At 56.3% G+C, this 14991-nt stretch carries 13 protein-coding genes; 9 read left to right on the top strand and 4 right to left on the bottom strand.

The window, feature by feature from the left end:
• Positions 1-159: 159 nt before the first annotated feature.
• Positions 160-1674 carry a hypothetical protein gene (locus AUC60_RS16850; RefSeq protein WP_087269828.1) on the bottom strand — a complete coding sequence of 505 codons (1515 nt, stop codon included), beginning with the start codon at positions 1672-1674 and terminating at the stop codon, positions 160-162.
• A 354-nt stretch (positions 1675-2028) separates the two neighbouring features.
• Positions 2029-2925, bottom strand: a complete 897-nt coding sequence (locus tag AUC60_RS16845; protein ID WP_087269825.1) for a LysR family transcriptional regulator — start codon at positions 2923-2925, stop codon at positions 2029-2031.
• Between the two features lie 150 nt (positions 2926-3075).
• Here AUC60_RS16845 and amaB point away from each other — a divergent pair, with 150 nt between their 5' ends.
• From amaB to AUC60_RS16815, 6 genes are all read left to right on the top strand, one after another.
• Positions 3076-4566 (top strand): L-piperidine-6-carboxylate dehydrogenase, encoded by a 1491-nt coding sequence (gene amaB, locus AUC60_RS16840; protein ID WP_087269822.1) that lies wholly within the window; start codon positions 3076-3078, stop codon positions 4564-4566.
• A 483-nt stretch (positions 4567-5049) separates the two neighbouring features.
• Entirely contained in the window at positions 5050-6183 is a 1134-nt protein-coding gene (locus AUC60_RS16835; protein ID WP_087269819.1) for a branched-chain amino acid ABC transporter substrate-binding protein, read from the top strand.
• A gap of 173 nt (positions 6184-6356) precedes the next feature.
• Complete coding sequence (locus AUC60_RS16830) at positions 6357-7271, top strand: ABC transporter permease subunit (protein WP_087269816.1); 915 nt, start codon at positions 6357-6359, stop codon at positions 7269-7271.
• A gap of 2 nt (positions 7272-7273) precedes the next feature.
• A complete protein-coding gene (gene livM, locus AUC60_RS16825) occupies positions 7274-8554 on the top strand; it encodes a high-affinity branched-chain amino acid ABC transporter permease LivM (protein ID WP_087269813.1) in 1281 nt (426 codons plus the stop codon).
• Positions 8551-9426, top strand: a complete 876-nt coding sequence (locus AUC60_RS16820) for an ABC transporter ATP-binding protein (protein ID WP_087269810.1) — start codon at positions 8551-8553, stop codon at positions 9424-9426. The genes livM and AUC60_RS16820 overlap by 4 nt, the downstream gene beginning before the upstream one ends.
• Positions 9423-10139, top strand: coding sequence for an ABC transporter ATP-binding protein (locus tag AUC60_RS16815; protein ID WP_087269807.1), 717 nt, complete (start codon positions 9423-9425; stop codon positions 10137-10139). Before AUC60_RS16820 ends, AUC60_RS16815 begins: the two co-directional genes overlap by 4 nt.
• Before the next feature lie 218 nt (positions 10140-10357).
• On the opposite strand, the gene AUC60_RS16810 is transcribed toward AUC60_RS16815, so the two are convergent.
• Complete coding sequence (locus tag AUC60_RS16810; protein ID WP_087269804.1) at positions 10358-10837, bottom strand: Lrp/AsnC family transcriptional regulator; 480 nt, start codon at positions 10835-10837, stop codon at positions 10358-10360.
• A gap of 194 nt (positions 10838-11031) precedes the next feature.
• Here AUC60_RS16810 and AUC60_RS16805 point away from each other — a divergent pair, with 194 nt between their 5' ends.
• Positions 11032-12048, top strand: coding sequence for a 1-aminocyclopropane-1-carboxylate deaminase (locus tag AUC60_RS16805; protein ID WP_087269801.1), 1017 nt, complete (start codon positions 11032-11034; stop codon positions 12046-12048).
• 191 nt (positions 12049-12239) lie between these two features.
• Here the strand turns inward: AUC60_RS16805 and AUC60_RS16800 are convergent, their stop codons facing one another.
• Positions 12240-12707 carry a transketolase gene (locus AUC60_RS16800; protein ID WP_087269798.1) on the bottom strand — a complete coding sequence of 156 codons (468 nt, stop codon included), beginning with the start codon at positions 12705-12707 and terminating at the stop codon, positions 12240-12242.
• A gap of 242 nt (positions 12708-12949) precedes the next feature.
• Between AUC60_RS16800 and AUC60_RS16795 the strand changes: the two genes are divergently transcribed.
• Positions 12950-13429 carry an Lrp/AsnC family transcriptional regulator gene (locus tag AUC60_RS16795; protein ID WP_087269795.1) on the top strand — a complete coding sequence of 160 codons (480 nt, stop codon included), beginning with the start codon at positions 12950-12952 and terminating at the stop codon, positions 13427-13429.
• A 703-nt stretch (positions 13430-14132) separates the two neighbouring features.
• Positions 14133-14897: an SDR family oxidoreductase gene (locus AUC60_RS16790; protein ID WP_087269792.1), complete on the top strand. Its 765-nt coding sequence runs from the start codon at positions 14133-14135 to the stop codon at positions 14895-14897.
• Positions 14898-14991 lie beyond the last annotated feature (94 nt).

Genomic DNA, 14991 nt, shown 5'->3' with positions numbered 1-14991 from the left:
GGAGCGCACGAGCACCGCGAGGCCGCGATGGCGGTGTATCAGGGAGTACGCTATCGCGGCCTCGCGGTGCTCGTGCGCTCCTACAGATCCATCGTTCGTCGCGCGGCAGCATCAGGAATCCGAAGTACCTGAATGGAAGTGCGATCTGTAAATGCGGTCTCAGCGCGCCGCCGCAACCACCGGAAAACTCAGAGTGAATTTCCCGTTGGGTGTTTCATCACGAAATCGCTCCATTACGGCCTTGAGCTTTTTCGCTGATTCTTCGTCCGTGGCGTAGTAAAAAACGCTGGATGCTGCGGCCGAGGCGCGAGGGATGGTCAGGCGCATCTCTGCCACTTCAATCCAGTTCTTCGGCCTTTCGGGGAACCACTCGTTGTAAACAAACGCGTAATGCACGTGTTTCTCGTCCATCAGGGTTGTCATCCAGTCAACGTCGTTGCGCGTCTTCCGATAGTGCAGCGCCTGGATGCTGCCCAGTCCCCACAAATCCAGGATGTATTGATTGCCATTGAGTGCCACCAGGCCCAAGTCATTGACGGCAACCGGTTCGCCCAATGCCCGGACAATCTCTGCGCTGGAATACTGCTGGTTATAAATCGCTGCCGAGGAAAGAGGCACCCGCAGCGTCGTGTACACGGGAATCGCAAAGGCAACCGGTAGCATGGCGAACAGCGCAGTCATGTAACGCTCACTCATGCGCGTGACACAGGCGTAAATCACGAACACGCCAACAAAGGTTAGCCAATAGGCTTCATAACGGCCTTGCCCGGACCGACCAAACAGCGTGTGCAGTGCGGCCACTGTAAGCAGCATAAGAATCAGCGGCTTTCTGTCGAAGAACAGCACGCACACGAACAACTGGGCGAGCAAGACCCAGCCATAGGCGTCGAGCTGATTGGTGACGTTGAAGAACAGTGCGGCCAGCCCAGTACCGGTTTTTGCCTGCACGGAAGAAGGTATATAGCCCAGCCCCAGATGACTGAGAAACAGTGAGAACGCGATGACCAGCGCACCGATGAGGGCTGCGCTGACGACTGTCGCGCGTCGTTCGCCATGCCAGAACAGATAAGCCAGCACAGGCAGCGAAACGGCCAGTCCTTCATAGCGCACCAGTGGCAATAAAATCAGCGCGACGTAGACGGTCAGGGGAGTTATGGCTATCTGGCCAAACTCCCTTTTCACCACCGCGCAGGCTATCAAGGTCACAAGATAGACCTGCAGCGTGTGCTCCATCCCTGCGAAAATCAGACCATAGAGATTAGTGGCAAGGAAGAAACCGCCGAGAATGAAAACTTTGCTGATCGGGTGCAAACCGTCGAGCAACTTGATAAGCGGACCGATAGTCAGGAGCGCAAAAATCACATTCAGGAAGAACGGCGCGAAGACCATCCCGCTACCAAAAACGGCAAAAGGTGCGAGCAGGAATGGCCAGAGAATGCTTGAGGACGGCGCCGAAAACTCGCCTGGATTGATACCGTAATGGCCGCTGAACATTTGTTTGGCCAGCGCGAGGTGAATGTAGGGATCGTCCAGCGTGTAGATGAACATCCCGTGGTTGTTGATCAGGATCGCCAGCGTCATCAGCATCACTGGCAGCACGAGCAGGATAACCGTCAGATGCCTGTCATTGAGCCAGGTCTGGGAGTTTGCCTCTGCAATATGAGTTGTCGCCATAGCGTCACCTGTCAGGAGATCAAGTCAGGAAACTACGGAGCGATCGACATGCAGACGCGAAAGCTTCTACCCAAGGTTGCTGGAATATAGGTTCAACGCCGGAGCAGCACACAGCCATAAAAAACTATTTGGTGGGTGGAAGCAGCCGTAATGCTGGCGTCAGGATTTGGTGGGGTGCTGGTTGCCGCGAGACAGCGCAATCTCATGAACACCGGGGCGGCTCTTCAAATATGGAATGAATATCTGAACCTTTTCTGTAGGAGCGCACGAGCACCGCGAGGCCGCGATGGCGTCCTGCTTGATACAACGCTATCGCGGCCTCGCGGTGCTTGTGCGCTCCTACGGAGATTGCGTTTACTTTTCCCCCAACTGCTCCAGCATCCACTTGGCAAAATCCCTGATCTTCGGCACTTCAGCCGCATGCTCCGGGTAGGCCATGTAGTACGCGTCGCTGCTCGGCAAAGCGTGTTGCCAAGGGATGACCAGCTTGCCGTCGGCCAGTTCTTCTTCCACCAGAAAGCGCGGCAGCAAGGCGACGCCGCAGCCGACTTGTGCAGCCCGAATGCACATGTAGAACGTTTCGAAGCGCGGCCCGTGGTAGCTGTGTTCGGTGTGATAGCCCTGACTGTCGAACCAGTCATGCCAGCCTTGCGGACGATTGGCGTTTTGCAGCAGGACCAGATCGGCCAATTGCGTCGGATCGGTAAACGGCGTCGCGGGTAGGGCGCTCGGTGCGCAGACGGGCACCAGTTCTTCCCCAAACAAGCGAATACTCTCCGCTCCCGGCCGTGCGCCCTGGCCGAAGTAAAACGTGAAATCGCAGCGGCTTTGAATCAGGTCGTCGTTTTCCTGCTCGTTGACCACATCCAGATGGATATGCGGGTGGCGCAGACGCCAGCCTTTCAAGCGCGGCACCAGCCAGCGTGCGCCGAAGGTCGAGGGTGTAGAGACCCGCAGCACTTCGGTCTCGCCGCCATAGGAGCGCAGGAAGTGGGTGGACATCTCCATCTGGCTCAGAATCTTGCGCACTTCGCCCAGATACAGCGCGCCCGCCGGGGTCAACTGCAAACGGCGACGCACGCGGCGGAACAGTAAGTGCTGGACTAATTCCTCAAGCTGCGCCACTTGCTTGCTGACCGCACTTTGCGTGAGGTTCAGTTCCTCGGCAGCGCGCGTGAAGCTCAAATGCCGGGTGACCGCTTCGAAGCATTGCAACGCTGTGATGGACGGCAGGTGGCGTCTGTTGAGCATGTTCTAGCCTTTTCCGATCTTGATACTGCGAGCATGAATAAAAGGAATGATATCTCGCCTAATGGTCGTTTGTTGATGGCGTTAAGGCCAGTTATTACTAGAGCCTGAAGATTTACCGTTATTTCAGCATTCCCGAAATCAGGAGAGAACATGCTTACCGACCTGCTAACCCGCCTCGGTGTCGACCCCGCGCTGTACCAGAAGGGCGACCAGCCTGTTCACACCCCCATCGACGGCAGCCGAATTGGCGCAGTGAGTTGGGAAGGTGCTGCCGAAGTCGAGCAGCAGGTCACACGTGCCGACGCTGCGTTCCAGGCGTGGCGCAAAGTACCGGCCCCGCGTCGCGGTGAGCTGATTCGCCTGTTCGGTGAAGCGCTGCGCAAGCACAAGGCTGATCTGGGGGAGCTGGTTTCCTGGGAGGCTGGCAAGATCACTCAGGAAGGTCTGGGTGAAGTGCAGGAAATGATCGATATCTGCGACTTCGCCGTCGGCCTGTCTCGCCAGTTGTACGGCTTGACTATCGCCTCCGAGCGTCCAGGCCACCACATGCGTGAAACCTGGCATCCGCTGGGCGTGGTTGGCGTGATCAGTGCGTTCAACTTCCCGGTTGCGGTCTGGTCGTGGAATACCGCGTTGGCGCTGGTGTGCGGCAACTCGGTGATATGGAAGCCGTCGGAGAAAACGCCGTTGACCGGTCTGGCGTGTCAGGCGCTGTTCGACAAAGTTGCGGCTAACTTCGCCGATGCGCCGAAGTATCTGGCACAGGTGGTCATAGGTGGTCGTGATGCGGGTGAGGCGCTGGTCGATGATCCGCGTGTGGCTCTGATCAGTGCAACGGGCAGCACCCGAATGGGGCGTGAAGTGGCTCCAAAAGTCGCCGCGCGTTTCGCTCGCAGCATCCTCGAACTGGGCGGTAACAACGCCATGATTCTCAGCCCGACAGCCGACCTGGATCTCGCCGTACGCGCCATCCTGTTCAGCGCTGTAGGGACTGCCGGACAGCGCTGCACAAGCCTGCGTCGTTTGATCGCCCATGAGTCGGTGAAGGCCGAGATCGTTTCGCGTCTGAAAACCGCTTACGAGAAAATCCGGATTGGTCACCCGCTGGAAGGCAATCTGATAGGTCCGCTGATCGACAAGCACAGCTATCAGGCCATGCAGGACGCGCTGGAGCAGGCAACGAGCGAAGGCGGCAAGGTGTTTGGCGGCAAGCGTCAGCTGGAAGATAAATTCCCCAATGCCTATTACGTGTCTCCAGCCATCGTTGAGATGCCAGAGCAGAGCGATGTCGTTCGCGACGAAACCTTTGCGCCGATTCTGTACGTTGTTGGCTACGAAGATTTCAACGAAGCGCTGCGTTTGAACAACGCCGTGCCGCAAGGTCTGTCGTCGTGCATTTTCACCACGGATGTGCGCGAGGCTGAGCAGTTCATGTCGGCGCTGGGCAGCGATTGCGGTATCGCCAACGTCAACATCGGCCCGAGCGGTGCTGAAATCGGCGGCGCATTCGGGGGTGAGAAAGAAACCGGTGGCGGTCGTGAGTCCGGCTCCGATTCGTGGCGCGCCTACATGCGTCGCCAGACAGCGACCGTGAACTACTCGCTGGAACTGCCGCTGGCGCAGGGCATTACGTTCGACTGAGGCCTGGCTTCGCACAACGCAATCCCTATAGGAGCTCACCGAGATTACGAGGCCAGCGATGGCGATATTTCTGACACATCGCCATCGCTGGCCTCGTAATCTCGGTGAGCTCCTACAGGATAGGGGCAGCCAAGAGATGCGATTTTCCGCAGTAGCTCATATCCTCCACTAACCTCAATTGGTGCGTCCCGTAGCGCCAGCGCACCGCCGGTGTGCAGTTAGGTGACGCATGCTGTTACAGCAAGGTTGTACGTGGCTTGATGCGTAGGTTGCTACCTATTTTGGCGGTGGTTGCACCTTTTTATTCAAAGGTTGCACATTGCTTGATGTAGAGGGTTGCATGCGCCGTAGTGCAAGGCTCTAGCCGGGCCTAACGCAACAAATCCATGAGTTTCATCAGAATAAAAAACGAATGGCACGCCACTTGCTCAGAGCAACTGCGTAGTTGCAGTGCTAATCAAAAAAATCTCAGGAGCACCACTCATGTCGCAGACGTTTTACAGAAAAGGCTTTCTTGCACTTGCAGTCGCTACTGCATTCGGCGTGTCTTCGTTTGCTCAGGCTGATGTAAAAATCGGCGTCGCGGGGCCAATGACTGGCGCCAACGCATCGTTTGGTCAGCAATACATGAAAGGCGCTCAAGCAGCTGCCGACGCGATCAACAAGGCTGGTGGCGTTAACGGGGAAAAGATCGTATTGACCGCTTATGACGATGCTTGCGAGCCTAAGCAAGCCGTTGCGGTCGCTAACAAAGCGGCTTCAGACAAAGTTGCTGGCGTTGTTGGTCACTTCTGCTCCTCCTCGACGATCCCGGCATCGGAAGTTTATGACGAAGCAGGCATCATCGCGATTACTCCAGGTTCAACCAACCCTACTGTTACCGAGCGCGGCCTGACCGCCATGTTCCGCATGTGCGGTCGCGATGACCAGCAAGGTATCGTGGCGGGCGACTACATTGTCGATGTCCTGAAAGGCAAGAAAATCGCCGTCATCAACGACAAAGACACTTACGGCAAAGGCCTGGCTGATGCGACCGCCAAGCAGCTCACCGCTCGCGGCGTGAAGCCGGTTCTTGAAGAAGGCCTGACGCGTGGCGAGAAAGACTTCAGCGCCCTGGTTACCAAAATCCGCTCTGTCGGCGCAGACGTCGTCTACTTCGGCGGCCTGCACCCGGAAGCCGGTCCTCTGGTTCGTCAGATGCGTGAGCAAGGTCTGAAAGACGTCAAGTTCATGTCCGATGACGGCATCGTGACCGACGAACTGGTTACCACCGCTGGCGGCGCGCAATACGTTGATGGCGTGTACATGACCTTCGGCGCTGACCCACGCGTACTGCCAGACAGCAAGGCTGTCGTGGATGAGTTCCGCAAGTCCGGCTACGAGCCCGAAGGCTACACCCTGTATGCCTACGCTTCGGTTCAGGCCCTGGCCGCTGGCTTCAATGGCGCCAAATCCAACAAGGGCGAAGACGCCAGCAAGTGGCTCAAAGCTCACCCCGTTAAAACCGTAATGGGCGAGAAAGCCTGGGATTCCAAAGGTGACCTCAAGGTTTCCGACTACGTGGTTTACCAGTGGGACAAAGACGGTAAATACCACCAGCTTGAAAAACAGAAGTAAGCAAAACGCATAGCCGCGCGTGTGCCTTCACGGTACTCGCGCGTCTTGGTAATGGGGGCGCAAGGTCGCGAACCCCGAAGTTCTTCTGTCAGCTACTGGGTGACGGCCTGCTGCTCCTCACAAGGGAACCGTAGGCCGGCATCAGCAGCCTTTCAAGTTCGTGAGCGTGCGTGATGGACGGTATTTTCCTGCAGCAAATGATCAACGGTCTGACCCTCGGGTCGGTCTACGGTTTGATCGCCATCGGTTACACGATGGTCTACGGCATCATCGGCATGATCAACTTCGCCCACGGCGACGTGTATATGATCTCCGCGTACCTGGCCGCCATCGGCCTGGCCGTCCTTTCATTTTTTGGTCTGGAGTCTTTCCCTTTCCTCATTCTCGGCACGCTGATCTTCACCATTGTGGTGACCGGCGTTTATGGCTTCGTGATCGAGCGTGTGGCTTACAAACCACTGCGTAACTCGACACGCCTTGCTCCCCTGATCAGCGCCATCGGCATTTCGTTTGTGCTGCAGAACTATGCGCAAATCAGTCAGGGAGCGAAACAGCAAGGTGTGCCCACACTACTCGAAGGCGCTTGGCGCTTTGAGGTCGGCAGCGGCTTTGTGCAGATCACCTACACCAAGTTATTCATCCTGATTGCTGCGTTTGTCGGCATGGGCGTACTGACCTACATCATCAAGTACACCAAGCTGGGCCGGATGTGCCGCGCGACCCAACAGGATCGCAAAATGGCATCCATTCTGGGCATCAATACCGATCGGGTGATTTCCTACGTGTTCATCATCGGCGCAGCCATGGCCGCATTGGCCGGTGTGCTGATCACCATGAACTACGGCACTTTCGACTTTTATGCGGGCTTCGTCATTGGTATCAAGGCGTTCACGGCTGCGGTGCTGGGCGGCATCGGTTCGCTGCCGGGGGCGATGCTGGGCGGGTTGATCCTGGGTGTTGCGGAGTCGCAATTCGCCGGTCTGATCAATTCTGATTACAAAGACGTGTTCAGTTTCGGCCTGTTGGTACTGATCCTGATTTTCCGTCCTCAAGGCCTGCTGGGTCGCCCACTCGTGGCGAAGGTATAAATATGTCTGCTCCTACAAAACCCATCAGTATCAAGAAAAGCCTGATCGACGCAGTATTTGCCGGTTTGCTGGCTTTGGTTGTGTTCGGACCCGTTGTCGGCGTCGTACTCGACGGCTACAGCTTCAACCTTCACCCGACTCGCGTGGCGTGGCTGGTAGCGATTGTGATGGTCGGGCGCTTCATCTTGAGTTTGTTGCTGCAAACGCCTAAAGGTATCGCCATTGGCGAAAGCTTTGAAAGTGCCGGCTCCGGCGTACACGTGCAGTCACCTGATCACCGCAGCAAGCTGATCTGGGTGATTCCGCTAATGGCGCTGATTGCCGTGATCTTTCCGGTATTTGCCAACAATTACATTCTCGGGATCATCATCCTTGGGCTTATCTACGTGTTATTGGGCCTGGGCCTGAACATCGTGGTTGGTCTGGCGGGTCTGCTTGATCTGGGTTATGTGGCGTTCTACGCCATCGGTGCTTATGGTCTGGCGCTGGGCTACCAGTATCTGGGCCTGGGGTTCTGGTCAGCGTTGCCGCTGGCAGCCATCGCGGCAGCGTTGGCGGGTTGCATACTCGGGTTCCCGGTGTTGCGCATGCACGGTGATTACCTGGCTATCGTGACCTTGGGCTTTGGCGAGATCATTCGCCTGGTCCTGACCAACTGGCTTTCCTTCACCGGTGGCCCTAATGGCGTCGCGGTGCCTTCTCCAACGATCTTTGGGCTTGAGTTTGGTCGTCGAGCCAAAGATGGCGGGATACCTATCCATGAGTACTTCGGGTTTGAGTACAACGGCAATCTCAAATTCATCTTCATCTACGCGGTGTTGGTATTGGTCGTGCTGGCGGTGCTGTACATCAAGCATCGCTTGACCCGCATGCCAATCGGGCGTGCATGGGAAGCGCTGCGGGAAGACGAAATTGCTTGTCGCTCCATGGGGCTGAATCATGTTTTGGTCAAGCTCTCTGCCTTCACCATCGGTGCCTCGACTGCGGGGCTGGCAGGTGTTTTCTTCGCCAGTCAGCAGAGCTTCATCAACCCGACTTCGTTCACCTTTATTGAATCGGCTTTGATTCTGGCCATTGTCGTGCTCGGCGGCATGGGGTCGACCATTGGCGTGGTGATTGCCGCGTTTGTGCTCACGATCACTCCTGAATTACTGCGCAGCTTCGCCGAGTACCGGGTACTGCTGCTGGGGATCCTGATGGTGCTGATGATGATCTGGCGACCACGCGGCCTGATTCGCGTCTCACGTACCGGGGTTACTCCACGCAAGGGGGTTGCGCCATGAGCAACGACATCGTTCTTTCGGTTGAGCACCTGATGATGCACTTCGGCGGCATCAAGGCGCTCAGCGACGTCAGCATTCAAGTGCGACGCAATTCGATTTTCGCCCTGATCGGCCCTAACGGCGCGGGCAAAACCACGGTCTTCAACTGCCTGACCGGTTTCTATAAAGCCACTGGCGGGCGCATTGAATTACACACCCGCGGCACGACCACCAACGTGATCAAGCTGCTGGGTGAACCGTTCAAGGGCACAGATTTTGTCTCGCCGAAAAGCTTCCTCAGTCGCCTCTACTACAAAATGTTTGGCGGCACGCATCTGGTGAATCGGGCAGGGCTGGCGCGGACGTTCCAGAACATTCGCCTGTTCAAGGAAATGTCGGTACTGGAAAACCTGCTGGTCGCTCAGCACATGTGGGTCAACCGTAATCTGTTGGCAGGCATCCTCAATACCAAGGGTTATCGCGAGGCTGAAGAAGTCGCTATCAATACGGCGTTCTATTGGCTGGAAGTGGTCGACCTGGTTGATTGTGCGAATCGCCTGGCGGGTGAGCTTTCCTACGGTCAACAACGCCGTCTGGAGATCGCCCGCGCTATGTGCACCCGGCCGCAGGTGATTTGCCTGGACGAACCCGCAGCGGGCCTCAACCCGCAGGAAACCGAGGCGCTGAGCGGCATGATCCGCCTGCTGCGTGACGAGCATGACATGACGATTGTGTTGATCGAACACGACATGGGCATGGTCATGGGTATTTCCGACGATATTGTGGTGCTCGACCATGGCAACGTGATTGCCACCGGTGGGCCTGAACAGATTCGCAACGATCCGAAAGTGATCGCGGCGTATCTGGGCGCTGATGAAGAGGAACTGGTATGAGTACGCCGATCCTCGAAATGAAAGAGATCGATGTGTTTTACGGGCCGATTCAGGCCCTGAAAAAAGTCTCGTTGCACATCAATGAAGGCGAGACCGTCAGCTTGATCGGCTCCAACGGTGCGGGCAAATCCACGCTGCTGATGTCGATTTTTGGGCAGCCACGGGCGGCAGCCGGGCAGATTATTTATCAGGGCACCGACATCACTCAGAAGTCGTCCCACTACATTGCGTCCAACGGCATCGCGCAATCGCCTGAAGGACGCCGGGTTTTCCCCGACATGTCAGTCGAGGAGAACCTGATGATGGGCACCATCCCGATTGGCGATAAACATTCGGCTGAAGACATGCAGCGCATGTTCGAACTGTTTCCGCGTCTCAAGGAACGACGTAATCAGCGGGCCATGACCATGTCCGGGGGCGAGCAGCAAATGCTCGCTATTGCACGAGCCTTGATGAGTCGCCCGAAGTTGCTGTTGCTCGATGAGCCGAGCCTGGGCCTGGCACCCATCATCGTCAAACAGATCTTCGCCACTCTGCGCGAACTGGCGGCCACCGGCATGACCATCTTCCTCGTCGAGCAAAACGCCAACCACGCGCTGAAGCTGTCGGACCGGGCGTATGTGATGGTCAACGGCGAGATTCGCCTGAGCGGCACAGGGCAGGAGTTGCTGGTGAATGAAGAGGTGCGTAATGCGTATCTGGGCGGGCATTAACCAGATGCGATGATGATTGCTCTCATCAAACAACATGCAAACTACTGGATTGAAATGCAATTCCTGTAGGAGCTGCCGAAGGCTGCGAAGCAATTCTTCTGGTACACCGCGATCGCAGCCTTCGGCGGCTCCTACAGGTCCTATGTTTGCCGGGAGACAGTGTGGAGCCATAGACACCGGTGTATTTCTGCGGAGCAGGGGTGGCTCTCAAGCCCCCGTTACAACGGAATCATCGTCGTAGACAGCACCGAACGCAGCCCCATAAACGAGCGAATCTGGCGCACGCCGGGCAGATACAGCAACTGCTCGGCGTGCAGTCGGTTGAAACTCTGGCTGTCGCGAGTACGCAGCATCATCAAGTAGTCGAATTCCCCCGTCACCACATGCAGCTCCATACAGCCCGAGATTTTCTGCGCAGCGGTCTCGAAGGCCGAGAATGACTCCGGCGTCGAGCGATCCAGCACTACCCCAATGATCACCACCATCCCCGCATCCAGCGCTTCGTAATCCAGCACCGCCACAATCTTCTTGATCAGCCCTGCCTGCTTCAGGCGTTCGACTCGTCGCAAGCAAGCCGGGGCACTGAGCTTGACCTTTTCCGCCAGCGCGACGTTAGAGATCGAGGCGTCTTTTTGCAGGGCTTTGAGGATGGCCCGGTCAATTCGGTCGGTACTGCTGGCGTCTGCGCTGATAGTCATTTTGGTAGTGATCTTTTATTGCGTTATTAAGATAATCCTAACAATTTAATTAAGTTAAATCTCCAGCGGATTAATAAATAGCCGAAAATAGCCTTAAGTTTGCAACCCGTTTTTTTGCTTGTTTCCTTAACATTGAGTTCATCGCAAGCACTGCAGAACGTGCCTGGATACTCTCAATATCAAGGAGCCCTGTTATGAATCTGAGCAAATTCAAGCGCTACCCTTTGACGTTTGGTCCTTCGCCCATCACGCCTCTCAAGCGACTCAGTGCGCACCTGGGTGGCAAGGTCGATCTGTATGCCAAGCGTGAAGACTGCAACAGCGGTCTGGCCTTCGGTGGTAACAAAACCCGCAAGCTTGAGTACCTCATTCCAGAAGCGCTGGAGCAGGGCTGCGACACGCTGGTGTCCATCGGCGGTATTCAATCCAACCAGACGCGCCAGGTGGCTGCCGTAGCGGCTCACTTGGGCATGAAGTGCGTGCTGGTTCAGGAGAACTGGGTCAACTATTCCGATGCGGTGTATGACCGGGTCGGCAACATCGAGATGTCGCGAATCATGGGCGCTGATGTGCGCCTGGACGCGGCCGGATTCGACATTGGCATTCGTCCGAGTTGGGAAAAAGCCATGTCGGACGTTGAGGAAAGCGGCGGCAAGCCTTTCCCGATTCCTGCTGGTTGTTCCGAACATCCTTACGGCGGACTGGGCTTTGTTGGCTTCGCCGAAGAAGTCCGCGAGCAGGAGAAAGAGCTGGGCTTCAAGTTCGACTACATCGTGGTCTGCTCGGTAACCGGCAGCACCCACGCGGGCATGCTGGTGGGCTTCGCTGCGGATGGTCGCGCACGCCGGGTGATTGGTATCGATGCGTCAGCCAAGCCGGAAAAGACCAAGGCGCAGGTTCTGCGCATCGCACAAAACACCGCGAAGCTCGTGGAACTGGGGCAGGACATTACCGAAGAGGACGTCATCCTCGATACGCGTTTCGCTTATCCGGAATATGGTCTGCCGAACGAAGGTACCCTTGAAGCAATCCGCCTGTGCGCTCGAACCGAAGGCGTACTGACTGACCCTGTGTATGAAGGCAAGTCGATGCACGGCATGATCGAAATGGTCCGCAACGGCGAATTCCCGGAAGGCTCGAAAGTACTCTACGCCCACTTGGGTGGTGTGCCTGCGTTGAGTGCTTACAGCTTCATCTTCCGTAATGGTTGATTAGTCTGTAGCGGTCGATACTTGACCTGTAGGAGCTCACCGAGGTTACGAGGCCAGCGATGGCGGTTTGTCTGCCACTCCGCCATCGCTCGCCTCGTAACCTCGGTAAGCTCCTACAGGACTTGTGTCAACTCGGAAATTGCATTTGTTTGATAGGCGCCAGCAGGTGTGTGGCGCTTGGGGGCCTGGTATCAGACCCCAATAAACCGCTCCTCCAGAATGCTCTTTGCCAACGTGCTGACCTTCGCCAGAATCTCTTCAACCTGCTGATCCATCGCGGCTGTTGATAACTCCGACTCCCCAAGCCTTACCACATGCAATTTGTGGCCGTACACAGAGCCCAGCCACGTGAGTTGGGGTGAGAGACTTTCTTCTATATCCAGTAAATAACAACCTTTGGATACCGAGCGCAGCAGTTGACTGGCATGGCACTGAGTGTCCAGGTTTGGTGCGGGCTGGGTCGATTCTGCCCGAAGCCAGTCCTCAAGAAACTCATGAGCTTGTTTGACGTGCAGGTAGGCGACCTGATCCCAATCATCTATCGCACTGCGCAGGCGTTCGCTGATGTAACCGGGTAGTCCGGCGCGCGTGACTATCACCACCCCGACTTCCGGGGAGGGCGCTTTCACCCAGACTGCAGACTCCGATATTCCAAGCATGACAGCGCTCCTGGCGGCTTGAGTAGGCACGTTTTCTCAGTCCTAAACTACTCAAAGTCTGACGGGGTTTCCTACGTATTTAGGCCTCCTGATCGGAACGTCGTACCTGTTGAAAAGGCTCGGCGGATGAACATTCATCATTTGCGCCCTTGGATGGGTGTTTGTTCATGCCCCGGCACGATTTGCGCATGAGCGTTGCTCACTCCGTCTATTTCAAGTGTGCCAAGGGAGGTCAGCGGACGATGAAAGATCAGCTGCAAACGCCGGAAATGACGGTGCAAGAGCGCAAGATCCTGCGTGCGTTGCAGATTGATGGACGAATCAGCAATGCTGATCTCGCCAGGAAGGTCGGGCTCAGTACTACTGCATGCTGGAACCACACCAAGCGCCTGTACGAAAACGGCATCATCAAAAGCGTGCGTGCCCAGATCGACCCCAACGCAGTGCAGCAAGGCACTGTTGTGCTTATCGGCGTGGTCCTGGATCGGTCGACCCCTGAGAGCTTCGCAACCTTCGAGGCGGCGGCCCGTGAGTTGCAGCAGGTGCTGGAGTGCTGGCTGGTCGCGGGCGATGTGGATTACTTCATGAAGATCAGAGTCCGTGATCTGCCGGCATTCAATCACCTGCACAATACGAAGATTATTGCGCTGCCCGGAGTGCGTCAGGTGCGAACGTTTTTTGTGTTGAACGAGGTCAAATCTGACGGCCTGCTGTTGATCTGATGTCCTTCGCAGAACAGTGCTTGGCCAATTGTGGAAAACAATTTTGACGGGCCGCCAAACCGCGACATAAAGCCGCTGCAAATGCTTGTTTTGTCACGCTTTTGACTTGTTCAGGTTTACTGTGGAACTGCCTGTGAATAACGTGGGAGCATTTGGCTGCAGGCCTTGTTCTACTTGGCCTGCAGGCTAGTGGTTAAATTTTGATCAGCGATTTTTCAGTCTGCTTCTGGCCCTTTTGTCAACGACTTGGGGGCTGGTTTTTCATACAGTTATTCTGCGCCTCCACCCTGTGGATAAGTCTGTGGGCAAGCGTTGGAAATAGTTCGCAAACCGGTAGTGGACATAGGCTGAAGGCAATGCCGGAGAATTTTCCCGTTACCTATGTTTCAGGCGCTTTACACGAGGCGATGATGGCGTCAAGCAAAAAACCTTTGTCGCGGTCCTTCAGCCCCCGTAAACCGCGGCCTGCACAAAAAACAGTTGCCCACGGATATTGTGGGCCTGGCTGTGGATAACGTGGGTAAAACCCCGTTTGAGCCATGCTACGCCTGGCCCGGAGATTTCTGGTTGTTTTTTGTACAGTGCATGCAATGTTTTATCCACAGACTTGCTCGTGACCTGTCTGGGCGGGCATTCTGCTGGCCTTGTTTATCGATTGTTATCAACCGGGCTGCACTCAAGTGCGGTACTTCAGGAGAATGAAATGACTTCCACTGTGTTCATTACTGGCGCTACTTCAGGTTTTGGCGAAGCCTGTGCCCGCCGCTTCGCACAAGCGGGCTGGTCGCTTGTGCTGACCGGTCGCCGTGAAGAGCGTCTCAATGCCCTCAGCGCCGAATTGTCCAAGCAGACCAAAGTGCACACGCTGGTGCTCGACGTGCGTGACCGCGCGGCCATGGAAGCAGCTATTGAAAGCCTGCCCGCCGAGTTCGCGACCATTCAGGGTTTGATCAACAACGCCGGCCTGGCTCTGGGCATTGATCCAGCACCCCAGTGCAGCCTGGATGACTGGGACACCATGATCGACACCAACATTAAAGGTCTGGTCTACAGCACGCGCCTGCTGCTCTCGCGCCTGATCGCTCACGGTCGCGGTGCCAGTATCGTTAACGTGGGTTCGGTGGCCGGTAACTATCCGTACCCGGGCGGCAACGTTTACGGCGGCACCAAAGCATTCGTCGGTCAGTTCTCGCTCAACCTGCGTAACGATCTGATCGGCACCGGCGTGCGCGTCACCAACCTTGAGCCGGGTCTGTGCGAAAGCGAGTTCTCGCTGGTGCGCTTCGGTGGTGATCAGAGCAAATACGACGCGACCTATGCAGGCGCGGAAGCGATCCAGCCGCAGGACATCGCAGAGACCATCTTCTGGATCATGAACACCCCGGCACACGTGAATATCAATAGCCTGGAATTGATGCCGGTCAGTCAGACCTGGGCAGGCTTTGCGGTTGATCGGAATCGCGGTTGATAGGCAGCCTGCCAGATTGAACCCAGTCCTGTAGGAGCTCACCGAGGTTACGAGGCCAGCGATGGCGGTTTGTCTGATACCCCGCCATCGCTGG

Source organism: Pseudomonas caspiana, from assembly GCF_002158995.1.
GTDB classification, from domain to species: Bacteria; Pseudomonadota; Gammaproteobacteria; order Pseudomonadales; family Pseudomonadaceae; genus Aquipseudomonas; species Aquipseudomonas caspiana.
Note: the sequence above shows the minus strand (reverse complement) of the source record. Positions and strands in the feature narration are given on the sequence as shown.